20 protein-coding genes are annotated in these 22,953 nt (G+C 46.1%); 2 read left to right on the forward strand and 18 right to left on the reverse strand.

The annotated features are described in order from the left end of the window. Nucleotides 1–9: 9 nt before the first annotated feature. Nucleotides 10–678 (reverse strand): acyltransferase, encoded by a 669-nt coding sequence (locus ANCC_RS09515; RefSeq protein WP_006566847.1) that lies wholly within the window; start codon nt 676–678, stop codon nt 10–12. Next, nucleotides 675–2,687: a DNA topoisomerase gene (locus ANCC_RS09520; protein ID WP_006566846.1), complete on the reverse strand. Its 2,013-nt coding sequence runs from the start codon at nt 2,685–2,687 to the stop codon at nt 675–677. Before ANCC_RS09520 ends, ANCC_RS09515 begins: the two co-directional genes overlap by 4 nt. Nucleotides 2,688–2,773: 86 nt before the next feature. Between ANCC_RS09520 and ANCC_RS09525 the strand changes: the two genes are divergently transcribed. Beyond that, nucleotides 2,774–3,409 carry a lactate utilization protein gene (locus tag ANCC_RS09525; protein WP_006566845.1) on the forward strand — a complete coding sequence of 212 codons (636 nt, stop codon included), beginning with the start codon at nt 2,774–2,776 and terminating at the stop codon, nt 3,407–3,409. A 62-nt stretch (nt 3,410–3,471) separates the two neighbouring features. On the opposite strand, the gene ANCC_RS09530 is transcribed toward ANCC_RS09525, so the two are convergent. The 6 genes from ANCC_RS09530 to aspS form a co-directional block, all read right to left on the reverse strand. Then, the gene (locus ANCC_RS09530) at nt 3,472–4,152 is read right to left on the reverse strand and encodes an HAD family hydrolase (protein ID WP_006566844.1); all 681 of its coding nucleotides are present in this window, start codon (nt 4,150–4,152) and stop codon (nt 3,472–3,474) included. Further along, the gene (locus ANCC_RS09535; protein WP_006566843.1) at nt 4,149–5,372 is read right to left on the reverse strand and encodes a GGDEF domain-containing protein; all 1,224 of its coding nucleotides are present in this window, start codon (nt 5,370–5,372) and stop codon (nt 4,149–4,151) included. Before ANCC_RS09535 ends, ANCC_RS09530 begins: the two co-directional genes overlap by 4 nt. Then, nucleotides 5,357–6,562 (reverse strand): GGDEF domain-containing protein, encoded by a 1,206-nt coding sequence (locus ANCC_RS09540; RefSeq protein WP_006566842.1) that lies wholly within the window; start codon nt 6,560–6,562, stop codon nt 5,357–5,359. Before ANCC_RS09540 ends, ANCC_RS09535 begins: the two co-directional genes overlap by 16 nt. A gap of 132 nt (nt 6,563–6,694) precedes the next feature. After that, entirely contained in the window at nt 6,695–7,930 is a 1,236-nt protein-coding gene (glyA, locus tag ANCC_RS09545) for a serine hydroxymethyltransferase (protein ID WP_006566841.1), read from the reverse strand. Between the two features lie 31 nt (nt 7,931–7,961). Further along, nucleotides 7,962–8,432: an ACT domain-containing protein gene (locus ANCC_RS09550; protein WP_006566840.1), complete on the reverse strand. Its 471-nt coding sequence runs from the start codon at nt 8,430–8,432 to the stop codon at nt 7,962–7,964. 13 nt (nt 8,433–8,445) lie between these two features. Beyond that, on the reverse strand, nt 8,446–10,245 hold the full coding sequence (aspS, locus tag ANCC_RS09555) for an aspartate--tRNA ligase (RefSeq protein WP_006566839.1): 1,800 nt from the start codon (nt 10,243–10,245) through the stop codon (nt 8,446–8,448). Nucleotides 10,246–10,388: 143 nt separating this feature from the next. Here aspS and ANCC_RS09560 point away from each other — a divergent pair, with 143 nt between their 5' ends. Further along, entirely contained in the window at nt 10,389–10,910 is a 522-nt protein-coding gene (locus ANCC_RS09560) for a flavin reductase family protein (protein WP_009289559.1), read from the forward strand. Nucleotides 10,911–10,975: 65 nt separating this feature from the next. Here ANCC_RS09560 and ANCC_RS09565 read toward each other — a convergent pair whose 3' ends face one another. The 10 genes from ANCC_RS09565 to ANCC_RS09610 form a co-directional block, all read right to left on the reverse strand. Next, nucleotides 10,976–12,379: an FAD-binding oxidoreductase gene (locus ANCC_RS09565; protein ID WP_006566837.1), complete on the reverse strand. Its 1,404-nt coding sequence runs from the start codon at nt 12,377–12,379 to the stop codon at nt 10,976–10,978. Nucleotides 12,380–12,381: 2 nt separating this feature from the next. Beyond that, nucleotides 12,382–13,575 (reverse strand): electron transfer flavoprotein subunit alpha, encoded by a 1,194-nt coding sequence (locus ANCC_RS09570; protein WP_006566836.1) that lies wholly within the window; start codon nt 13,573–13,575, stop codon nt 12,382–12,384. Between the two features lie 12 nt (nt 13,576–13,587). After that, nucleotides 13,588–14,376: an electron transfer flavoprotein subunit beta/FixA family protein gene (locus ANCC_RS09575; protein WP_009289555.1), complete on the reverse strand. Its 789-nt coding sequence runs from the start codon at nt 14,374–14,376 to the stop codon at nt 13,588–13,590. 190 nt (nt 14,377–14,566) lie between these two features. Continuing rightward, complete coding sequence (locus tag ANCC_RS09580) at nt 14,567–15,256, reverse strand: FadR/GntR family transcriptional regulator (RefSeq protein ID WP_006566834.1); 690 nt, start codon at nt 15,254–15,256, stop codon at nt 14,567–14,569. A 195-nt stretch (nt 15,257–15,451) separates the two neighbouring features. Further along, entirely contained in the window at nt 15,452–16,450 is a 999-nt protein-coding gene (locus tag ANCC_RS09585) for an electron transfer flavoprotein subunit alpha/FixB family protein (protein WP_182483082.1), read from the reverse strand. 13 nt (nt 16,451–16,463) lie between these two features. Beyond that, nucleotides 16,464–17,267 (reverse strand): electron transfer flavoprotein subunit beta/FixA family protein, encoded by an 804-nt coding sequence (locus ANCC_RS09590; protein WP_006566831.1) that lies wholly within the window; start codon nt 17,265–17,267, stop codon nt 16,464–16,466. A gap of 29 nt (nt 17,268–17,296) precedes the next feature. Next, entirely contained in the window at nt 17,297–18,433 is a 1,137-nt protein-coding gene (locus tag ANCC_RS09595; RefSeq protein WP_006566830.1) for an acyl-CoA dehydrogenase family protein, read from the reverse strand. A gap of 43 nt (nt 18,434–18,476) precedes the next feature. Further along, nucleotides 18,477–19,904, reverse strand: coding sequence for an FAD-binding oxidoreductase (locus ANCC_RS09600; RefSeq protein WP_006566829.1), 1,428 nt, complete (start codon nt 19,902–19,904; stop codon nt 18,477–18,479). 21 nt (nt 19,905–19,925) lie between these two features. Beyond that, entirely contained in the window at nt 19,926–21,215 is a 1,290-nt protein-coding gene (gene larA / locus ANCC_RS09605) for a nickel-dependent lactate racemase (protein WP_006566828.1), read from the reverse strand. A 21-nt stretch (nt 21,216–21,236) separates the two neighbouring features. Beyond that, entirely contained in the window at nt 21,237–22,784 is a 1,548-nt protein-coding gene (locus ANCC_RS09610; RefSeq protein ID WP_006566827.1) for an L-lactate permease, read from the reverse strand. Nucleotides 22,785–22,953 lie beyond the last annotated feature (169 nt).

Consider the following 22,953-nt stretch of genomic DNA (forward strand, 5'->3'; position numbering starts at 1 on the left):
TTTCTTTGTTTATTGTTTTTGGGCGATCTCCCCTGCTTTTTTATAAATACTGTTTTCCTCGATATATCCTCTTACCATGGAAAGAGGATATATATTCGTATTCGCTCCGACAACAGACCCGGGATTTAAAACAGTGCCGCAGCCTACTTCCACATGATCTCCCAGGATTGCCCCTATTTTCTTTCTTCCGGTTTCAATTTTCTGTTCCCCGCATTTAATCACTACATTGGTCTTGTCGGATTTTACATTGGATGTAATCGACCCCGCACCCATATGGGATTTATATCCTAAAATAGAATCTCCAACGTAGTTATAATGGGGAACCTGCACATTATTAAACAGTATATCATTTTTTATTTCTGTTGAGTTCCCGACCACACAGTTATCACCGATCAGCGCATTGCCGCGGATAAAGGCTCCCGGCCTTACCTCAGTGCCTGCCCCGATGATAGCCGGACCATTAATCTCCGCAGTTCTTGCGATAACAGCAGATTTTGCGATCCAGACATCATCGCCGATCCGGTCAAATTCTTCCTCGGGAAGTTCCGGGCCCGTCTTTAAGATAAAATCGCCGATCAGCGCCAGCACTTCCCATGGATATGTAGTCTCTTCAAACAGTTCTTTTGCTATCGTCTGATCCATATCTTTGAATAATTCCTTGTTTGTCAGCTGTTTCATTCTTTTTCACCTTTCCCTTTCTTGTTTACATAATATTTTGCAGTCTCGTCAAACATTCTGCGCAGTATATACTGATGATTCGTCCTTTTGACCGCATCGGTATGCTTTGCCACAAAATGATTCAGTTTCTTCATATACTCTTCTTCACTTACTGTGCCTTCTGCCACATAGGTGAGCCCTTTTTCCCAGCTTGCGGTAAGCTCCGGATTCAGAAGAGAATGGATAGAGCCTCTGACCACGTCAAAGATCATCTCACCCATCAGTGTCGGCGTTACCGTCTGGGTCTTTTTATTCAGCGCTATGTATTGATTATTGATCAGTTTTTTGACGATCTCGGCCCGTGTTGCGCTTGTTCCGATTCCGCTTCCTCTGATCTGCGCTCTCAAATCTTCGTCTTCGATGAGCTGCCCCGCATTTTCCATGGCGAGAATCAAAGAACCGGAATTATAACGCTTCGGAGGGGTTGTAGTACCATCCTTGATCAAATGTTTTTTAATCGGAAGCTTCATTCCCTTTTTCAGGGAGAGTATAGCATCTGTCTGCTCTTTGGAAACAGAATCCTGCTTTTTGGCCTCTTTTCCTCCGGCTACTAAAAGATATCCGGGATCTACAAGCAATTTGAAATTTGCGGTAAAGGTTTCTCCCGCCGTTTTTGTCACCAGCTTTATCTTAGAATATACCGCCGGAGGCAGAAAGATACATAAAAACCGCCGGACAATCACTTCATACACCTTCTGCCCGGTCTGTGAAACGCTTTTTAAGTTATTCAAAGCCTGTCCGGTCGGGATGATGGCATAGTGGTCCGTGATCTTTTTATCATCTACATATCTGGTTTTTGCAAGTCCGGTGTAGGACTTCTTATCTAAAATTTCCGCAGCTGTTTCCGAGAGGATTCCGTAATTTTTTAATCCTGACAGATTTTTATAAATTTCTTTAGAAACTGCGCTAGACAAAACTCTCGCATCGGTTCTCGGATAAGTGACCAGTTTTTTTTCATACAATTCCTGAACAATCTTCAGTGTCTCATCAGGACTTAACTTGAACATCTTGGAGCACTGATTCTGAAGTTCTGCCAGATTGTATAAAAGGGGCGGATTCTTTTTCTCCTGGCGTTTTGAAGAAGCTTCCACTATCGTCTCCATACCGGAGGCTTCTTCTATTTCTTTTATAAAGGCCTCTGCATCCTCTTTTTTTAAAAACCCGTTGTCTTTGTATAATTTCTTTGACTCAAAATATCTGGAACCCTTTACCTCCTTCCATTCAGACTCGATCTTTACACCCTGCGGTGTAATGTGGGAGAGCACTTTATAAAAAGGTATAGGGACAAAGCTCCTGATCTCCCGTTCTCTTTTTACGATCATGCCGAGGACACAGGTCATGACCCTGCCCACAGCCACAACGACACTTCGCTTTTGTTTCATGAAGTTTCCAAGGGTCCAGCCATACTTTAAGGTCAGTACCCTGGAAAAGTTGATCCCCATCAGATAATCTTCCTTTGCCCGCAAGTAAGCGGCAGAAGCCAGATTATCATACTCACTCAGGTCTTTGGCCTCCCGGACTCCTCTGAGCACCTCTTCCTTCGTCTGGGAATCGATCCAGACTCTCTTCTTCTGTTTTCCAGTCACATGGGCTTCCTGATCCACCAGCCGGTAAATATATTCTCCTTCCCGTCCGGAGTCGGTGCACACATAGATCGTATCGATGTCTTCCCGGTTCAGGAGTGAACATACAATATCATACTGTTTCTTTACCCCCGGAATAATCTCATACTTATAATCTTCCGGCAGAAACGGAAGTGTTTCTAAATCCCACCGCTTCAGACTGGGATCATACTTATCCGGATATGACATGGTAACGAGATGGCCCACACACCATGTAATCACGGCTTTCTCACTCTCCAGATATCCGTCCCTGCTGGACGGTTTCAGGTCCAGTGCATTGGCAAATTCTCTTGCCACGCTTGGTTTTTCTGTAATAAATAATGACTTCAAACGTAATCCTGCTTTCATTTTTTTCTTTTGCTATTATATCATATTTAGGTCTCCTGTGATACAATAATATCCAGAGATAAAGTGAGTAAAGGAGTGTGTTTGATATGAGTATGGAAAAAGCAAATCAGGTGACCGCAGCTGCGATCATTAAGAACATGGAAAAGAGAAATTTTTCAGGAGTATACTGTGCTACGAAGGAGGAAGCCTTACAAAAAGCTCTGTCCTACATAGAAAAAGGCTCTGTTGTTTCATGGGGCGGTTCCATGAGTGCAGCAGAGATCGGGCTTATAGATGCCGTGAAAAATTCAGGTCAGTATGAAGCTGTGGACCGGTCGGCGGCAAAAAATTATGAGGAACAGCGACAGATATATGCAAAGGCAGTCCTCGCCGACACCTATATTATGAGTACCAATGCCATCACACTGGAAGGGGAACTGATCAATATCGACGGCTCCGGCAACCGAGTAGGCTGTTTAAGCTACGGACCGAGACAGGTGATTCTGGTCGTTGGAATGAACAAAGTGGTAAGCACCGTGGAAGAAGGCGTGCACCGGACGAGAAGCAAGGCCTCCTGTCCGAACACAATCCGCCTGGGACTGAAAACTCCGTGTTCCATTACAGGACACTGCGGGGAGTGTTACGGTGATTCTTCTATCTGCTCCCATCTGCTGATCACAAGAAGATGCGGACAGAAAGACCGGATCAAGATCATTCTGGTCGGAGAAGATTTGGGTTATTAAAACAAAACAGGTATTCTGGAAGAAGAAACTTCTGGAATACCTGTTTTTTGTTTCTTAGTCTGTCAGACAGTTTCCAGCAGATCCAGTCCGACTTCTCTGAAATCCTCGATAACAGCCGTGACTCCCGGGAGCCCAAGCAGCCTCTCATGGTCCTTTTTCGGCCCTATGGCTATGATCTTTCCTGCTCCAGCCCTCCTGGCCGCTTCAATTCCCGCATCTGCATCCTCAAAGACGACACATTCCCCGGGGCAAAGGCCGATCCTTTCCATGGCCATCAGGTAAATATCCGGCTCGGGCTTGCCCTTAAAGGTTCCGTCGTCATAGACAATGTGTTCTGCCGGAATCCAGTGGGTAAGATGCATATGCTTCATATAAAATCTTACATTTCCAATGGCTGACGCCGTGGCTATGGCAAAAGGCACCGCATGTTCTTTGAGCTTGGTAAGAAATTCCGGAAGCCCTTCTGTAAAATTGATCCCCTTCGGATCATTGAGACACATTTCCCTGTAAATATCTTCTTTTTCCTCTGTCAGGTCATAAATCTCCTGTTCTGTGAGATCAGGATTTAAAGCCATTTTTAAAAACTCTCCTCCGTTGATCCCATGGATCATTTTGTGAAGCTGTCTGACCGTATACTTCCCATCTGCATGTCTCTGGAAAAATTCAAACCACGCGGCTTCCTGTTTGTCCCCATCAATATACATCGTTCCGTTAAAATCGAATACAATCCCTTTTAAGTTCATCTTTTCCTCCTGTCTTTTCCTCTTTTCTGTTCGTACATTCTCCGGTCTGCCAGCGAAAGCAGCTCTTCTGCCGTCTCCGCTTCACTGCACTGTGCCACTCCAAAACTTATGGACATAATGAATGGAAAATTCTTATCACTGCTGTACTGCTTCAGTTTCTCCCCGGTATCTTTCAATAAATCCGTCACCTGGCTGCGATTTTTCTCAGAAAATAACAAGAGAAATTCATCGCCGCCGTACCGGAACACATAGTCTTCATCCCGAGCCGCGGCAGTCAGAACTGAAGCAGTGGTCTTCAGATAACGGTCGCCTTCCTGATGTCCGAATTTGTCATTGGCTGTTTTCAGATGGTCCAGATCCACAAAGCAAAGACAATAATCCTTAGAGGCCGCAGAATATTTTTCCAAAACCTGTCCGGCCAAATGCCGGTTATAACATCCGGTCAGTGCATCCACATAGGCCAGTGTCCAAAGTCTCTCTTCTTCTTCCTTATCTGTCAGCATGGTTGTCCATTCTTCCCTCATCTTTCTCCTGTAAAGATTAAGCCTGCTCATTCTCATCGTATAGACAATACAAATATTCAGGCCTATAAATGCAAAAACAGCGGACTTTATACCCCAAAACTTCAGAAATACGGAATTTGAAGGGACATAGTAGCCAAGCAGATTCAGGACGAGATATACATACAGGACAAACTGAATCCCAACGTGAAACCTCAGACTGGAGCGGTCCCTAAGGATGATGCAGAGCCTTTCGTAAAGCTGACTCTGTCTGAAGAAGTAAAACAGAAATCCTGTGATTACAAAGCCGAGAAAAATAGGATATTCCTTTATATTTCCCGGCAGCTTGGTCTGGTTGTCAAAGGATGTCAGGGGCCTGTTTAACAGCAGTGCAAAGATACATCGCAGACAGATGTTCCACGCCAGACCCGGTATGATTCCGAAGTAAGCAAGCATCGCACTTTTATCGAATCCTACATGGTAAAAGATCCGTATCTGCAGCAGAAAGAAAAAGAAAAAAATGGTCCAGTTGACGATCAGGTGCAGATCCAGAAAACTGGCCGCAACAAACCATGCATAATTTAGCACAAAGGTAAGGATAACAACAGACCTTCTTTTTTCCCTGCATTCCAGTACACAGTCAGCAAAGGAGAAAAACTCATAATGATAAAAAAAGTAAGATACTGCGACTGCAGCCATCAGGACTAATTGTTTGGGCATACAGTATCACGCTCCTCTTTCCTGTTATGTTTGTCTGAGTACATGGCCTGGTCCGCCTCTTTAATCAATTCTTCCGGTGTTTTCTGACCGGACACGGCACCGAAACTAAAGTGTATCGGGAGCCGGTCCTTCTCCGGATGTTCCATCTCTTTTCTTATTTTTTCCATCTTGTCCTTCGTTTCTTCAGAACCGATTCCCGGAAAGACAGCTAAAAACTCATCCCCTCCGATTCTGATCAGCAGTTCATCTTTTTTGAGATTCTTTTTCATTTCTTCTGCAAACGTTTTTAAATAGACATCTCCAACGGAATGTCCTTTGCTGTCATTGATCTCTTTCAGTCCGTCCAGATCCATATACACCGCAGTCAGCAGCTTATTTTGCTTCAGAAAGGATTTAAGGAGCTCTATTCCGTATCCGCGGACATAGGCCCCTGTCAGACTGTCGGTCTTTGCCATCCTGGTCATTTGTTCCTCCCGGAGCAGTTTTCTGGCTTTTGCCTCCTCCATCTTCCGGTATCTCTCTTCCAAATACTGCTCCCGCACAATGAGATAATTATGGCGCATAAATAAAAATGTAAGCAGCAGAATCAGAGCATTGCCGCTGATCATGAGAGCCGGTACAAAAACATTATCTGAAAAGAACGATGCCAGGATACTGTCGATCATTTCATAGACGAGACAGCTCCAGAGAAACAACAAAAATATTTTTGATTTCTTATAGTCAGTGTGTTCTTCCTTCACATTTTTACCGCTAAAGTATCTGATCCATATAATATAAAATATACAGAGCACGATCTTTGCAGTCAAGTATCCCGATGCTTTCACGGAACTCTGAAGATTTATATTCCTGACACTTCCGCGGCCAATAGAAGCCGCTCCCAGAAACATGAGATAAAAGGACGAGAGATGAAGATATCCTATCATAGAAAAAGTTTGAATCATCTTGCCATTGATGTGTACACGCAGATAAGGCAGGTACCAGAGCAGAAAATATAAAAGCAGGCTCAAGTATACGGGTACTTCAGACAATACAGTCACGCCGGACCATACAAGGCTGGCAGCCCCGCAGAAAATCAGAGCCGATTTGTGTTCTTTCCACAGATATCCGACAGATTCCATGGCTTTTACTCTTAAAATTTCCTGTGCCGCGGATACACCAATCAGCAGAAGGAATAACTCTGTTTGTATCATCTCTTTGCCTTTCGTTTTTATTTGTATTATTATACACTATTTTGCTCCGTAATGTCTCACTTTTACTTAATCATAGGACAAAAAAGTACAGCCGCAGTACCGGCTGTACTTTATCTTCATCTATTCTGCTGATTACTCATATAAAGGATATTTTGCCGTCAATTCTTTTACAAGCTGTTTTGCTTCTTCAAGCTTCTGATCTAAAAGAGTGAGGCGGATTGCCCTGGCAATCACCGCCATATCCTCTTCTTTCAATCCTCTGGTCGTCACTGCAGGTGTTCCGAGACGGAGTCCTGATGTGACGAATGGAGATTTTGGATCGTTCGGCACTGTATTTTTATTACAGGTGATATGGACGGAATCCAAAACTTTTTCCGCTTCTTTTCCGGTCAGGTCATATTTTTTAAGATCCACCAGCATTAAATGATTATCTGTACCGCCGGATACAATATCAAATCCCTCTTCTATGAGAGCTTTTGCCAGGGCTTCCGCATTTCTAACCACCTGTTTACCGTACTCTTTAAAATCATCGGAAAGCGCTTCTTTGAAGCACACGGCTTTTCCGGCAATCACATGCATCAGCGGACCGCCCTGGATACCCGGGAAGATGGCTTTGTTAAAGTTGTATTTTTCATTAATCTCATTACTGCACATGATCATACCGCCGCGGGGACCTCTCAGAGTCTTATGGGTAGTCGTAGTCGTCACATGGGCATATGGAATCGGGCTCTGATGTACCCCTGCCGCAACAAGGCCTGCGATATGCGCCATGTCCACCATAAGAACGGCTCCGACTTCGTCTGCAATCTCACGGAACTTCTTAAAGTCAATGGATCTTGCATAAGCGCTTGCCCCTGCAATGATCAGTTTCGGGCTGCACTCCTTTGCTATGCGGAGCACCTCATCATAGTCGAGGAATCCCTCGTCATTGACACCGTAAGGCACGCAGTTGTAATATTTCCCTGACATGTTGACCGGACTTCCGTGGGATAAATGTCCGCCGTGGTCCAGGCTCATTCCCATATAGGTATCCCCTGGATTTAAGACCGCAAAAAATACTGCCATATTCGCCTGTGCACCTGAGTGCGGCTGAACATTGACATACTCACAGCCAAACAGTTCTTTGGCACGTTCTCTTGCCAGATTCTCCACTACATCCACAAACTCACAGCCGCCGTAATATCTCTTTCCGGGATATCCTTCCGCATATTTGTTAGTCAGGTGGCTGCCCATGGCTGCCATGACTGCCTTTGAAACTAAGTTCTCAGAAGCAATCAGTTCCAGATTGTTTCTCTGTCTGGACAGCTCGTCCTGCATTGCATCGGCAACTTCAGGATCATAATTCTTAACTTCACTAAAATCGAACATCTTCGTGTCCTCCTGTTATATATTGATGATGTTAATCTTGGAATTGTTCTTTCAGTGCTTCCACTGCTGTTTCCACACGGCTTTCTCTGATCAGGACCGTGATCTTGATCTCAGAAGTATAGATCATATGGATGTTGACGCCTTTGTTATAAAGAGCTTCAAACATTTTCGATGCCGCCCCTGAGTTGGACATCATTCCTGCGCCCACAATGGATACGATACCCACGTTTTTGTCAGAAACAATCTCTTTATAAGAGCCTTCCTGAAAGGTTTCTTTTAAGGTCTCCACCGCCGCATCCGCATCAGATTTTTTCACAACAAAGGAGATGTCTTTGCTGTCTTTTCTCCCTATGGACTGCAGAATCAGTTCTACATTGATCCCCTTGTCCGCGATGGCGGTAAACAGTTTCGCCGCGATTCCCGGTTCGTGCTTCAGCCCTTTGATCGCCACCTGTGCAACATCTGTGTTTGACAACACGCCGCTAAATAACATTTTCTCCATAATCTGCTTCTCCTTATTCCTCGTTCGTATCGTTTTCTTTCAAATCTATTCCAAGCTCATCAAGCTGCTCTGTGTCCACCCCTCCCGGTGCCTGTGTCATGAGGCAGGAAGCGTCCTTTACTTTCGGGAATGCAATGACGTCACGGATACTGTCCTCCCCTGTCATCCACATGACAAGACGGTCCAGGCCGTAAGCAAGACCTGCATGAGGCGGCACTCCGTACTGGAAAGCCTCCAGGAGGAATCCGAATCTTTCATTGGCATCCTCCTCGCTGAATCCAAGAGCCTTAAACATGGCTTTCTGGATATCATTGCGGTGAATCCTCACGGATCCCCCTCCGAGCTCTGTGCCGTTTAAAACAATATCGTAAGCTTTCGCCCTGACTCTTCCGGGCTCTGTCTCAATGTACTCTAAATCCTCTTCCATCGGCATGGTAAACGGATGATGCATCGCCGTATAGCGGTTCTGTTCTTCGTTCCACTCCAGCAGAGGAAATTCTGTGACCCATAAGAAATTATATAAGGACTCATCGATCATCTCATATTTTTTTCCGATCTCCAGACGAAGGTTTCCGAGGACATCATAGACGACAGAGTCTTTGTCGGCCGCAAACAGAAGCAGATCTCCGGGTTTCCCCCGCATCGCATCGATAAGCGCCGTCATTTCTTCCTCTTTCATAAACTTGGCAAAAGAAGATTTTACGCTTCCATCCTGCTTCAGCTGGATATAGGCGAGTCCCTTTGCCCCGAACTCTTTGGCAAAGTCTACAAAAGCATCGATCTTCTTGCGTCCCAGATCCCCGAGGCCTTCTGCGTTCAGTCCCCGCACGGAGCCTCCGTTTTCCAATGCTCCTTTAAAGACCATGAAATCACAGTCTTTCACTGTTTCCGATACGTTAATGAGTTCCATTCCAAACCTTGTATCCGGCTTGTCGGAACCGAACCGGTCCATGGCTTCCTGATAAGTGAGACGCTTCATCGGGATCTGCACATCCACGTCCAGCACTTCTTTAAACACTTTCTTTAACAGGCGCTCGTTGACATCGATCACGTCATCTACATCGACGAAAGAAAGCTCCATGTCGATCTGTGTAAACTCCGGCTGCCGGTCCGCCCTTAAATCCTCATCTCTGAAACACTTTGCGATCTGATAGTAACGGTCTACTCCTGAACACATCAAAAGCTGCTTAAACAGCTGCGGTGACTGGGGAAGTCCGTAAAAATTTCCCGGATGCACACGGCTCGGCACGAGATAATCCCTGGCCCCCTCCGGCGTGCTTTTCCCGAGGATCGGCGTCTCAATCTCCAAAAATCCTTCTTCTGCTAAAAAGTCTCTTGCCGCTTTTGTTACCTGGCTCCTCACGAGGAGATTCTTTTGAAGGTTCGGTCTTCTCAAATCCAGGTAGCGGTATTTGAGCCGCAGTTCGTCTTTTACGGTCTGTTCCGCATCCACAGGAAACGGCGGCGTTTTTGACTCTGACAGGATTCTTAAGTCTGTCACTTTAATCTCGATATCCCCTGTCTTTAAATTCTCATTGACAGCGGCGCTTCGTTTTTGCACTTCCCCTGCCGCCGCGATCACATATTCATTTCTCAGGGAATTGGCTTTTTCATAATCTTCACCTGACAATGTATCTTCATCAAAGACCAGCTGCAATAATCCTGAACGGTCTCTTAAGTCTACAAATATAAGACTTCCCAAATTTCTTCTCTTCTGTACCCATCCCATGACGGTTACTTTCTCGCCGATATTTTCACGGCCCACTTCTGTACACCGGTGGCTCCGTGATAACCCGGCCATTGACTCTGCCATGCTGCTTCCTCCTTACATATATTAAACCTGTCTGTCATTATAGCATAAGGGATGGCAGGATTTCAATGAAACTTGCAGGTTTTATAGACATTGCATCATTTTTGCATTATAATGGTAATTACACAAAAAAGGAGGCAAGTAACATGAGTGAATATGCAATTGTTGCACCAGAAGATTTTGACCAGAGTGCCTTCCGTCTCATAGGGAAGGACTGGATGCTGGTAACCGCCAAAAATGAAGAAGGCAGAATTAATACGATGACCGCATCATGGGGTGGATTCGGAGTCATGTGGGGCAAGGACGTGGCAGTATCTGTGATCCGTCCGCAGCGCTATACGAAAGAATTTATCGATAACTCTGAAACTTTCTCGCTGTCATTCTATGATGAAGCATTTAAGAAAGACCTGACGTATCTCGGAAGTGTGTCAGGACGGACCGAAGATAAAATTTCAAAGACAAGACTTACACCGACCGATGCCAACGGCATCCCTTACTTTGAGGAAGCAAAAATTGTTCTGATCTGCAGAAAGCTGTACAGTCAGCCGATGGACCCGGAAGGATTTATAGGAGACGCAAAAGCACTGGATGCTCAGTGGTATGCGGATAAAGACTACCATACTCTCTACGTGGCAGAGATCGAGCAGATTCTCGTAAAACAGGATTAATACCATAAAAACCGGCGGAGACACATGTTCTCCGCCGGTTTTTTATGAAACAGTCTATATGAAATTTATACCTGGCATACTTTGTGAGGATTCAGAATATTTTTCGGGTCGAAGGCTGCTTTGATCCCCCTCATGATATTCATTGTTTCTTCTTCTAAAGACTCATTAAGATATGGCTTCTTGGCATATCCTATGCCGTGTTCCCCGGACACCTGACCGCTTAATTCATTCGCTTTCCGGTATATTTTATCCATGGCCAGTGTCATCCGCTCCTGCCATTGTTCCTCAGTCAGATCGTCCTTCAAAATATAAGCATGGAGATTTCCGTCCCCCGCATGGCCAAAGCTCTTGATCCTGATATCCACTTCGCTGTGAAGATTGTGCATATACTCCACCATCTCACTGATCTTATTTCTTGGAACGACAACATCCACCTCATCCATATAGGTGGTAGATCCTTTGATCGCTTCCAGAAATGCACCTCTGGCTTTCCAGATGGATTCGTCCCGCTCTTCTGTATCAGAGATCAGCACATCCAGCGCGCCCTGACTCAAACAGAGTTTTGCGACTTTATCGTAGTCCGCTTCGATCTCCTCGGCCGAATTTCCGTCGAATTTCAGAAGAAGGTATGCGTCTGCCTGATGGTCCGGGAACTTTTTGCCCAGATATTCTTCAGCATCTTCAATAACCTCTCTCTGCATGAATTCGATTGCGGTAGGAATCGCTTTGGACTTGATGATTTCCGGCACCGTCTGTATCGCCGAGTTGAGATTTTTAAACGGTATCAGAAGACTGATCGCTTTTTTCGGAAGCGGAAGCAGTTTAAGAACTGCTTTCGTGATAATTCCCAGTGTTCCCTCAGACCCTACCATCAGATCCTTCATCGCATAACCGGAACTGTTCTTTACGATTTTCCCTCCGAATTCTACAATCTTTCCGTTGGGCAGAACCACTTCCAGTCCCCGGACATAATCTCTCGTAACTCCATATTTTACTGCCCGCATTCCACCGGCGTTTGTACTGATATTTCCTCCTATCGTTGCAGATTTCTCACCCGGGTCCGGCGGATAGAAAAAGTCATGGTCCTCCACAAATGCTGACAGCTCCATCAGGAGCACTCCAGGCTCCACGGTTACCGTCAGATTTTCTTCGTCCAGTTCAAGGATCTGATTCATCAGGCTGGTATCCATCATAATCCCGTGTTCTATTGCCACAGAAGATCCCACAAGCCCTGTGCCCGCTCCCCTTGGAGTGACCGGAATCGTGTGTTCATATGCATAGGACATGATCTTTGAAATCTCTTCTGCATTTGCTGCCTTCACTACGACGTCAGGATAGCTCTGGGTACCGCTCAGCTCATCATGGCTGTATTCTTCATTTATATTTTCTCCGAATAAAATACGTTCGTCATCACCGATTACCTGCTTTATGTATCTAAGATCTTTTTCATCTAATCTTTTATATCCCATAGCTATGCCCCCTGACTCTCTTTAATTTTTTCAATGAACTGAGGAATGACCTCATATAAATCTCCCACCAGACCGTAATGGGCTACCTTGAAAATAGAAGCTTTCTCATCCTTATTAATGGCAATGATCTGGTCTGAATGATCCATGCCGGCAACAAACTGAATAGCGCCGGATACCCCGCAGGTGATGATCAGTTTCGGCCGGACGGTACGGCCGCTTAAGCCTACCTGCCGTTTTGCGTCCAGCCAGCCGTTCTCTGCCACAGGCCTTGTACATGCCACCTGCCCGCCAAGAAGGTCTGCCAATTCTTCCAGCATCAAAAGATCCTCTTCTTTTTTAACACCGCGTCCCGCAACCACAAGTACATCGGCAGATTCTATGAACTTTTCCTTTTCTTTCAGCACAATATCAAGAACTTCAACATTTGTCTTGAGTTTGCCCTTTTCAATGGAACATTCTACAATTTCACCCTGTTCTTCCTCCATCCGTTCCGGAGCATTCATCACTTTATAGCGGACGGTTGCCATCTGGGGACGGTGATTGGGTGTTGTGATATGTGCCATAATATTTCCGCCGAAGGCAGGCCGTATCTGGGACAGGTCTGTATTTTCATTCATCTCAAGGATCGTACAGTCCGCTGTAAGCCCGGTTTTCATTCTGGCTGCTACTCTTGGGGCCAGCTGTCTTCCGACCGTTGTTGCACCTACTAAGACAGCGGATGGATGTTGTTTTTGTATAAAGTCTTCAAAGACTGACGTATACGGTTCTATTTTAAAACGGCTCAGCTCCGGGTCATCATACAGAAATACCTGATCGACTCCATAATGCAGCAGTTCTCTGCTCTCTTCTTTAATATCGCTTCCAATGAACAATGCGTACACAGGATGAGAAATCTTTCTGGCCAGTTCTTTTGCCTTTCCGATCAGTTCATAAGTCACCGGATGTATTTTGCCGTCCACATGGTCAACATATACTACGATTCCATTCCATAAGGATTTATCAATCTCCTCTGCCTTCTGGTCTTCCACATAAGTGACGGCTCCTTCCGGTCCCTTCTTTACACACAGTCTGCACATCTTACAGGCCGAATTGATCTCCAGTTTTCCGTCTTTTTCTTCCATTGCCCCAAACGGACAAATTTTCATCAGTTCACTGAGATCTGTTATTTTTTCCTGATTGATTTCTAACTTTGCCATATGTAATTCCTCCTATACAAATTTCAGTTCTTTCACTTTTTGAAAGAGTTTTTCTGAAAGGATACTGCCTTCCTCGTTCCAGAGTTCCCTATGGTGGTTCGTTTCCGGAGGGAAAATCTTCTGAACCTGTGTGGGTGAACCATTCAGTCCGTAATGAGTCTCATCTCTGTCGTCCATGTCATCCAGGCTGAGCATAGTGATTTCCGTATCTGCTTTCTCGGTTTTTCTCACGTAAGAAGGAAGTCTTGGCTGGAAAATGTCTTTATCCACTGCCAGAAGACAGGGATAGGCAATCCTTGTGATCTCAATGTCGTCCGGCATATCCATCTCAACTGTAATATTTTGTCCGTCTGCCTCGGTGATTTTTCTTACATTTGATACACTCGGGATACCAAGCCATTCGGAGATCTCCGGTCCAACCTGGGCTGTATCACCGTCTGTGGTCTGTTTCCCGCACAGAATCAGGTCAAAATCTCCCATCTTTTTGATCCCCTGAGCCAGGGTATAGCTTGTGGCCAGCACATCGGCTCCCCCGAATCTCCGGTCGGAAATCAAAGTTCCGTGATCGGCTCCCATCGCATAGGCTTCCCTTATCACCTGAGCCGCCTGAGGAGGTCCCATTGTGATCACACTGACTTCCCCTCCCAGTTCTTCCTTTAACCGCATGGCTGTCTCCAACGCGTAGAGATCATAGGGATTCATTTTGGACGCTGCCCCGTTTCTTTTCAGGACTCCCGTTTTTGGATCAACCTCTACCTTATTGGACTCCGGCACCTGTTTGATACAAACTAAAATATTCATATCTGCTTTTCCTCCTGCTTTCACGATTGGTCCTACCAATCGTCTGAAAAATAATTGGAAATGAAACATCATTTCCAGGTTCCCTGTTCTCTATATTGGCCCTACCAATTTATCTTTATTATAACTTCTTTTGTATTATCCGTCCAGCTTTTTTTTTAATCTTATGACTTTTTCGTCATAATGCACAAGTTTATCTCGTTTTCATGCGCTCCAGCGTGCTGTTGATGATGTCAAAGTGATCCTCGATTGCTTTTCTTCCGCCTTCCAGGTCTTTTTCAATCATACATTTTGCAATTTCTTTATGTGCCTGCTGCAGCTTTTCCTTGTTGTCATCCTTGAAGATCTCTCTCCGCATATCTGTGATATAAGTATCCAGCACATCGGATAATGCCTGTAAAATATCTATAATCAGGACATTGTGGGAAGCCTTTGCTATCGCATAATGAATCTTTTTATCCCAGATCACGCATTCTTCCTCAGTTTTGCCCCGGTCCAGATTCAGTATATACTCGCCAATCTTCTGAATCTCCTCTTTGCTGATGTTGTCCACGGCAAGCACAAAGGCCTGCATCTCCAGCGCGAAACGCAGCTGTGTGATGGAGCCATAGTCAAGTTTGTGCAGAATGAACATCATGGACATTGATTCTACAAGGTTTTTTTCAAAATTACAGGAAACATAATTTCCCGCTCCCTGCTGGCTGGATATAAACCCCATCATCTCCAGCATATGGATCGCCTCACGCACAGAATTTCTGCTGACGCCCAGCTGTTCCGAGATTTCCCTCTCGGGAGGTAATTTTTCACCGATCGTCAAATCATGATTGATGATCTGTTTCTTAATATGTTCAATCACTTTTTCGTAAGCTTTTGTCTGCTGCATCTCTATCCCTCTTTCTTTAAAACCGTTTGGAGAGAATTATACCGTCCAGGTTTCATCAAATCAAGGGAATTTCTATTATTTCCAGCTTTTTCGCTGTTTTTTTCATAAAAGAGGATTACCTTCTGTCCCGGATAACTCCGAAACAGAAGGTGCATTAAGATGGTCAATATGCATTAAGCATAGAAACACGCTGATTTATTCTGCTTCCTTTTTCTTCCTGATCTCTTCGATCATAACCGGAAGCACGTTTACTGCATTTCCTACGATGCCGATGTTGGCCACTTCAAAAATAGGCGCATCTTCATCTTTGTTGATAGCTACTATATAATCGGAATTCATGATTCCGGAGACATGCTGTGTCGCGCCGGAAATACCGCACGCGATATAAAGCTTCGGCGCTACGATTTTTCCTGACTGCCCTACCTGGTGTACCCTGGAGATCCATCCGTCTTCGATGGCCGGCCTTGTGGCCCCAACCACTCCGCCGAGCAGATCAGCCAGTTCTTTGACCAGGGCAAAGTTATCCTTGCTGCCCATTCCCCGTCCGCCGGAGACAATGACTTCTGCCTCTTCCAAATTGACAGCCTCAGAAATTTCTTTGACTGCATCTTTTATATTCAGCCGGACTTTTTCATCCGTAACCGGGACTTTTTTCTCTGTGATCGTTCCTTTTTGGGCTTCTTCTGTTTTTTTAAAGGCGCCGGAACGCAGCACCGCAATCTGCGGCACGGATGTTTCCATTACCACATCCTGAAGTACCGTTCCTCCATAAAGCGGGCAGGTATAGACTATTTTTCCATCCTCTGTCCTTAGATCCATGACGTCAGAAACACATCCAGTCTTTAATCTGGCAGCCAGTCTTGGAGCAAGATCCTTGCCGTCCTGAGTTCCTCCTACCAGCACTGCAACAGGCTTCTCTTCTTTGATTACTGATTCCATTACGTTGGTAAAATAGTCCAGATGAAAGCTTTCATATTGAGGGTCTTCAATTAAGATCACTTCATCGGCACCGGATTCGGCAGCTTTTTGGGCGGCTGTCCGAATTCCGTCTCCGATCAGAACTGCTCTGACCTTCCCGCCCGTGTTTTCAGCGATTTTTCTGGCAGGAGAGAGCATTTCCAAACCGACCTTTACCGGACTTTTGTCCGCAGTCTCAATATAAACCACGATATCCTTATATTCTGTCATATTCATTGCAAACTCCTCCTTAGAATACTTTCGCATCCGCCATCATGGCAACTGCTTTAAATGCTGAATCCTGCGCTGTCTCTTCCTGGATCTTGATTCCGGCCTCTTTTTTCGGCGGTTCATACAGTTTAAGAGTTTTTACAAAGGCCCCGTCCTCCCCTGTTTTTTCGAGTTCCAGCATAGACAGATCTTCTGCCTTGATCGTACCGATCGGCTTTTTCCGGGCTGCCATCTTATTTTTAATCGTCGGATATCTCGGGTCATAATCCGGTTTTGTAACAGTCAGAACACACGGAGACGCTGTCTCGATAAGACGGTAGCCTTCTTCCGTCTCCTGTTTGGCGCACACCTGTCCTTCTTCGAATTCGACCCCGATCACGTTGGTGATAACACCGGTGCCCAGCAGTTCGGAGAGTTCTGCTCCCACCTGTCCCAGGGCAGCGTCGGTAGCCTCTTTCCCGCAGAAGATCAGATCAAACTTCTTTCCGGTGTCTTCCTCAATCTTTTTGGCGGCACACATCAGGATATGGCTGATTCCCCTGGAATCCGAACCGTCAAACCGGTCATCCCGTACCAAATATGCATGGTCTGCTCCTACTGCGAGACAGTTTTTTAATGAATTTCTGGCTTCCTCACCGCCGATGCACAGGACGGTGATCTCCCCTTCCCCGGCTTCCTTCAGGCGTGCAGCCATCTCCAGCGCATAGGTGTCAAACGCATTGACTACAGGTGTGATGTTTGCAAGATCCGGCTTCCCTTCTGCTGTCAAATGTACTTCCACAGAATCATCCGGCACCTGTTTCACACATACTAAAATTTCCATAATCTTCACTCCTTTGTCCGGTCAATTTCTTATCTGCCGATGGTATTGTTCGCAATGACGATTCTCTGGATTTCATTGCTTCCCTCGAAAATCTGAAAGATCTTCGCGTCACGGAGAAGTTTTTCTACCGGATATTCTCTGCTGTATCCGTATCCGCCGAACATCTGAATGGCTTCTGATGCCACTTCCATGGCAATATCACTGGCGTAGCATTTTGCAATAGCTGCTTCCTTAGAATGAGAAAGTCCAAGATCCATCCTTGTCAGTGCATGGGCAACCATCTGGCGGGCTGTCTCTGTCTTGATCGCCATATCCGCAATCTTAAACTGCAGTGCCTGATTTTTGATGATCGGTTTTCCAAACTGGATTCTTTCTTTTCCGTAGGCAATAGCCTCATTGATGCCCCTCTGTGCGATTCCTGCTGCGACACATCCCATCCATGCCCTGGCCTGGTCAAGAGTCTTCATAGCAATGCCAAAACCTTTTCCTTCCGCTCCGATCAGGTTTTTGGCCGGAATCCGGCAGTCTTCCAAAACCACATCGCAGGTATTCGATGTACGAATTCCCATCTTATCTTCTTCATTGCCAGTGCTCAGTCCCGGTGTTCCTGCATCTACAAGGAACATGGAGATGCCTTTTACACCTTTGCTTTTATCGGTCATAGCCGTAATACAGTAGAAGGAAGCGATTCCGCCGTTTGTGATAAAGCATTTTCTTCCATTCAGTATGTATTCGTCTCCGTCTTTCACTGCAGTTGTTGTACCTGCTCCTGCATCGGAACCTGCTCCAGGCTCAGTAAGGCAGAATGCTCCGAATCCGCCCTCGATGATCTGATCACAGACATGCTTTTTTTGTTCTTCGTTCCCTGCGATTAAAACCGGTTTTGTTCCCAGCCCGCTGGCAGAAATCGTGGTGGCAAATCCTGCGTCCGCGATAGCCATCTCCTCGATCAGCGCAGCCACATCCACTCTGGAAAGTCCGGGTCCGCCGTATTCTTCCGGAACCTCAAGAGAATGAAGCTGCATCTCAATCGCTTTATCATAGATCTCCTTCGGCCATTCTCCTGAACGGTCAAATTCTTTACACTGTTCTTTGACTTCATTCTCACAAAACTCTCTTACGTCCTGCAGTAAATCGTTTGCTTCTTCTGAAATTAAATATGCCATAATTGATTTCTCCTTTTAAATTGATCAATGGTTTGTATTTTCCTTACAGCTTGTAACAGACTTTGCCCGGATTCAGGATCATATTCGGATCAAAAACAGTTTTTACGCCTTCCATGATACGCATGCTGACCGGTCCCACAGATTCTGCCAGATAGTCGAGCTTTCCGTGTCCGATGCCGTGTTCTCCGGAGATCAGTCCTCCGAATTCCGTGGCTTTTTCGTATACTTTTTTCATAAATACTGATACTTGCTTTCTGAATTCCTCCTCCTGCATGTCATTGCTGCATGTATAAATATGCAGATTTCCGTCCCCGGCATGACCAAAACTTTTTACCCGGAAATCTGCTTCCGCTTCCAGTGATTTTGTGTAGGTCAGGAACTCTGCGATTTTATTTGTGGGCACTACCACATCACATTCATCCAAAAGTACAGTATCCGCCTCAATGGCCTCTAAAAGAGCGCTTCTCACAGCCCACGCGTCACGTTTCAGTGCCGGTGTATCGGCTACCAGAACATCAATGGCTCCCGCCTCCAAGACAATCTCAGAGGCTGCCTCTATGATATCTTCCAGCTGTTCTTCCGAATCTCCGTCAAAGGTAGCCAGCAGATACGCACCGACTTCCACGCCTTCCATTTCTTTTGGATAAACCTTCTTTCCCAGAAATTTCTCCGTATCCATGACGACATCTTTTTCCATGAACTCCAGAGCCTGCGGATGCAGATGGTTCATGAAAAACTGAGGCACTGTTGCAATGCAGTCTTCCAATGTTTCATAAGGAATGATCAGGCTGATGACCGCTTTGGGCTGAGGAATCAATTTCAGCGTCAGCTCTGTGATGACTCCCAATGTCCCTTCCGATCCGATCATCAGATTCAGCAGGCTGTATCCGGAACTGGTTTTAGAAACTGTCGCCCCCAATTTGACAATCTCACCTGTGGGAAGAACGACGGTCATCGCCCTGACATAATCTCTCGTCGTACCGTATTTTACTGCCCTCATGCCGCCGGCATTGGTTGCTACATTTCCGCCTACGGTCGCAAATTTTTCTCCCGGGTCCGGCGGATACAAAAGCCCCTGTTTTTCTGCATCTTCCGCCAGGTCATTTAACAGAACTCCGGGCTGTATGGTCACGACAAAATTTTCTTTATCATAGCCGAGGATCTTGTTCATCTTTGTGATGGACAGTATGATTCCTCCATGGATGCTGACAGCTCCTCCCACCAGCCCGGTTCTGGCCCCGCTTGGCGTCACAGGAATTTTGTGTTCATTACAAAGCTTCATTACCGCTGCAGCTTCTTCTGTCGTCAGTGGTTCTACTACCGCTTCGGGTTTTGCCTTTCCGTAGATTGACATTTCGTCATGGGTAAAATCATCATTGATCTCGTCTCCCGTATAGACACGTCTGGGTGTAATCTCATTCAGACGGTCAATGATCTCCTGTGTCACTCTGCCATATTCATATTCGCTCATCTTCTCCTCCTCTAAAAAATCTCAGTTTCTATTTCTTACAATCACTGCTACGCCGTCCGGTATTACAGTGATCTTACTGTTTTCTCTGCCCAAATATTCATCGGCCATGCGGATCGCATCTTCTACGCTGTCAGCATAGTCCATCTGCATCTCCTCTACCATATCCTTCGGAGCCTGTGTCACCAGGATAACTTTATACTTTAACAGGATACGGCATAAGATCTGGGACTCCCATTGATCAGGCACAGTAGAGTTCCTGTCTGTAGCCAGGAATCTCTGCATGATCTTTTCCTTATCTTTTTCTTTTGCAAAAGTATCATACAACTCCTTACCACCATGTCCGTCAATACAGCTTGCAGCCATAATAATCACTCCGCCCGGCTGGCAGGTGGCTTCCGCCGCCGTCATGCCCTTGACTGACTGATAAATATTCTGATCCAGAGGGTATCCCCCATTGGTGGATATGACAATATCGGAAGGTACTGCGTCCACTCCTGAAAGCTGATCCACGAACCGGCATCCCTTTTCATGAGCTTTTTCATAATGTCCGGCAAATGCCTCGATCACCTTTTTATTTTCATCCAGCACAACGTTTATGATAAAAGCAAGTTTTGCCTTTCCGGCCGCGTAGATCATATCTCTGTGAATAGGGTTTCCTTCAAGAATTCCAGTTCTGGCATGGGGATCATCAATAAACTCCGAGCAGTGGTTGGCCAGTACTGTTGTTCTGCTGGAGACTCCCGGCAGCACGCTCTTTCTTCCTCCGGAAAAACCTGCAAAAAAGTGAGGTTCAATGAATCCTTCCGAGATCAGAAGATCGGCTTCCCAGGCGATTTTATTGATCAGAAGTTCCCCTCCGGACGGAAGTTTCCCCAGACTTACCATATCTTCCTGTTTTCCGCTTTCATGCACCACGAATCTAATGTCCGGGTGATCCACTGTTTCTTCTCCAAATTTTGAGATCAGTTCTTCCCTTGTGGTAGGACGGTGAAACCCTGTGGCGATTAAAACTGTCACCTTTGCGCCGGGATTTCCCTGCTTGATCTCCTCCAAAACAGCCGGCATGATCACCTTGCTCGGAACCGGACGGGTATGGTCGCTGGCAATCATCACAATATTGTCTTTTCCCCTGACCAGCTCTTTAAGCCTCGGTGTTCCCACCGGATGCAGCAGGGCATCTTTTACCAGTTCTTCTTCCTCCATTTTGGCCTGATAGTCATGAGCTTTTGATAAGAGGATTCCCGCCAGCCGTTCCTCCGGGATCTCAATCGTTAATTTCCCTTTTCCATAGGGAAGGTTTATCGTTTTCATAAGTCACCTCCGTAGAATGTCTTAAATAAATCTAAGTCCCAAAAATGCGATCACTCCGTATAGTACGATAAACAGAATGAAGTATTTCATGGACCCGTTCAGTATGCTGCTCTCTTTTCCCACTGTTCCCGTGGCTGCCACAGCAATGGCAATGCTCTGGGGTGAGATGATCTTTCCCGCCGTGGATCCTACTGTATTGGCCGCAGCCAGCCAGACATCGTTCATTCCAAGTGTATGGGCTGTCTGGACCTGCAGGCCGGTGAACAGGACACTTGAGGATGTAGCACTTCCTGTCACGAAGGTTCCGATCGAACCGATCAGCGGTGCCACCAATGGATAAAAAGAGCCGGTGACCGCCACTATCAGTGCTGCAATGTCACTGATCATCCCGCTGTATCCCATGACTTTTGCTGTTGCCAGAACGGATACGATCGTAAGCACTGTCTTGGACATCTGTATCAGGGTGTCTTTCAATACCATTCCGATTTCTTTCCAGGATGCCCCCTGTGCTTTTCCTCCGATCAGCGCTGCCAGGAAGATCAGGACACCCGGTGTTGCCAGCCATGTAAAGGTATATGGGACGGCTCCGGCACCTGTATAGATCTGAACAGAACTCTTTACGCTCGCCAGCGGATCGTGGACAGCAGGGACGAGACTGGAAGTGATCAGGAGAAACAGGAGGATCAGCAGAAACGGAAGCCATGCGAGAACTGCCTTTTTTAATCCAAGAGGCTTACTGCCGGAATGCTCCGAGTCATCAAGATCTTTCAAAATGTATTCCGGGTCTTCTTTTTTCTTTAAAAGCTTTGCCGCCAGGATTGTAATGACCATACTGCATACAGAGCCGATCACCGCCGGGAGTTCAGCGCCTACAAACTTTGCAGTGAGGTATTCCGGAATGATAAATCCCAGTCCGGAGAGCAGTGTGATCATGCCGATCCCCTTCAGGCCTTTGACAGATCCCCCTGTCATGATCATCATCAGAAACGGTGTCAGGACTACCAGGACTGCAAGCTGCATAACTACGGCAACTGCCACGCCTCTGGGATCCAGGCCGCTCACGGAAGCCGCCGTGATTGTCGGAATACCGATCGAACCGAACGCCGTAGGCGTTGCATTGGCAACCAGACAGACCGTTGCAGCGAAGATCGGGCTGATACCAAGTCCGCATAAGATACTGGCCGGAATCGCAACTGCCGTTCCAAAGCCGGCCATCCCTTCCATGAATCCTCCAAATCCCCATGCAATGATCAGGATCAGAATCCGTTTGTCTCTGGATACGCTGGTCAGCATCCGTTTAATTAAATCCATATTTTTTGTATGTACCGTCAGGTTGTAAGTGAAAATGGCCGCGATGATGACGAGACAGATCGGCCAGATTCCCATGGCCGCTCCTTCCAAAGTTCCGGTAAGAGCATCGACAAGCGGCATTTTCCAAAGAAGCAGTGCAAGAACTAGTGTGATCGCAAGTGAAATAGGACAGGCTTTGTATCCGGGCATTTTAAGGCCGCTTAAGGCAAGCATCAGCCAAAGGATAGGAAGCAAAGCCAAAATAAATTTTATGAACATCACAAGCAGAATCTCCTTTCTGTTCAGGACGACGAGTTACACTCCAAATAAATTGGTTCTACCAATCCCCTTGTTGCCCCTTATGGTAGGACCAATTTTATCGTTTGTCAAGCCCATTTGCATGAACAAGTCTCATGATACTCTATATTTTTTGTGCAAAACGCTGAAA

Source organism: Anaerostipes caccae L1-92, from assembly GCF_014467075.1.
Taxonomy (GTDB): domain Bacteria; phylum Bacillota; class Clostridia; order Lachnospirales; family Lachnospiraceae; genus Anaerostipes; species Anaerostipes caccae.

Excerpts from the sequence above, each read along its gene's own strand:
- ANCC_RS09515 (WP_006566847.1), bottom strand. The coding sequence starts at position 678 with ATGAAACAGCTGACAAACAAGGAATTATTCAAAGATATGGATCAGACG.
- ANCC_RS09520 (WP_006566846.1), bottom strand. The coding sequence starts at position 2,687 with ATGAAAGCAGGATTACGTTTGAAGTCATTATTTATTACAGAAAAACCA.
- ANCC_RS09525 (WP_006566845.1), top strand. The coding sequence starts at position 2,774 with ATGAGTATGGAAAAAGCAAATCAGGTGACCGCAGCTGCGATCATTAAG.
- ANCC_RS09530 (WP_006566844.1), bottom strand. The coding sequence starts at position 4,152 with ATGAACTTAAAAGGGATTGTATTCGATTTTAACGGAACGATGTATATT.
- ANCC_RS09535 (WP_006566843.1), bottom strand. The coding sequence starts at position 5,372 with ATGCCCAAACAATTAGTCCTGATGGCTGCAGTCGCAGTATCTTACTTT.
- ANCC_RS09540 (WP_006566842.1), bottom strand. The coding sequence starts at position 6,562 with ATGATACAAACAGAGTTATTCCTTCTGCTGATTGGTGTATCCGCGGCA.
- glyA (WP_006566841.1), bottom strand. The coding sequence starts at position 7,930 with ATGTTCGATTTTAGTGAAGTTAAGAATTATGATCCTGAAGTTGCCGAT.
- ANCC_RS09550 (WP_006566840.1), bottom strand. The coding sequence starts at position 8,432 with ATGGAGAAAATGTTATTTAGCGGCGTGTTGTCAAACACAGATGTTGCA.
- aspS (WP_006566839.1), bottom strand. The coding sequence starts at position 10,245 with ATGGCAGAGTCAATGGCCGGGTTATCACGGAGCCACCGGTGTACAGAA.
- ANCC_RS09560 (WP_009289559.1), top strand. The coding sequence starts at position 10,389 with ATGAGTGAATATGCAATTGTTGCACCAGAAGATTTTGACCAGAGTGCC.
- ANCC_RS09565 (WP_006566837.1), bottom strand. The coding sequence starts at position 12,379 with ATGGGATATAAAAGATTAGATGAAAAAGATCTTAGATACATAAAGCAG.
- ANCC_RS09570 (WP_006566836.1), bottom strand. The coding sequence starts at position 13,575 with ATGGCAAAGTTAGAAATCAATCAGGAAAAAATAACAGATCTCAGTGAA.
- ANCC_RS09575 (WP_009289555.1), bottom strand. The coding sequence starts at position 14,376 with ATGAATATTTTAGTTTGTATCAAACAGGTGCCGGAGTCCAATAAGGTA.
- ANCC_RS09580 (WP_006566834.1), bottom strand. The coding sequence starts at position 15,256 with ATGCAGCAGACAAAAGCTTACGAAAAAGTGATTGAACATATTAAGAAA.
- ANCC_RS09585 (WP_182483082.1), bottom strand. The coding sequence starts at position 16,450 with ATGAATATGACAGAATATAAGGATATCGTGGTTTATATTGAGACTGCG.
- ANCC_RS09590 (WP_006566831.1), bottom strand. The coding sequence starts at position 17,267 with ATGGAAATTTTAGTATGTGTGAAACAGGTGCCGGATGATTCTGTGGAA.
- ANCC_RS09595 (WP_006566830.1), bottom strand. The coding sequence starts at position 18,433 with ATGGCATATTTAATTTCAGAAGAAGCAAACGATTTACTGCAGGACGTA.
- ANCC_RS09600 (WP_006566829.1), bottom strand. The coding sequence starts at position 19,904 with ATGAGCGAATATGAATATGGCAGAGTGACACAGGAGATCATTGACCGT.
- larA (WP_006566828.1), bottom strand. The coding sequence starts at position 21,215 with ATGAAAACGATAAACCTTCCCTATGGAAAAGGGAAATTAACGATTGAG.
- ANCC_RS09610 (WP_006566827.1), bottom strand. The coding sequence starts at position 22,784 with ATGTTCATAAAATTTATTTTGGCTTTGCTTCCTATCCTTTGGCTGATG.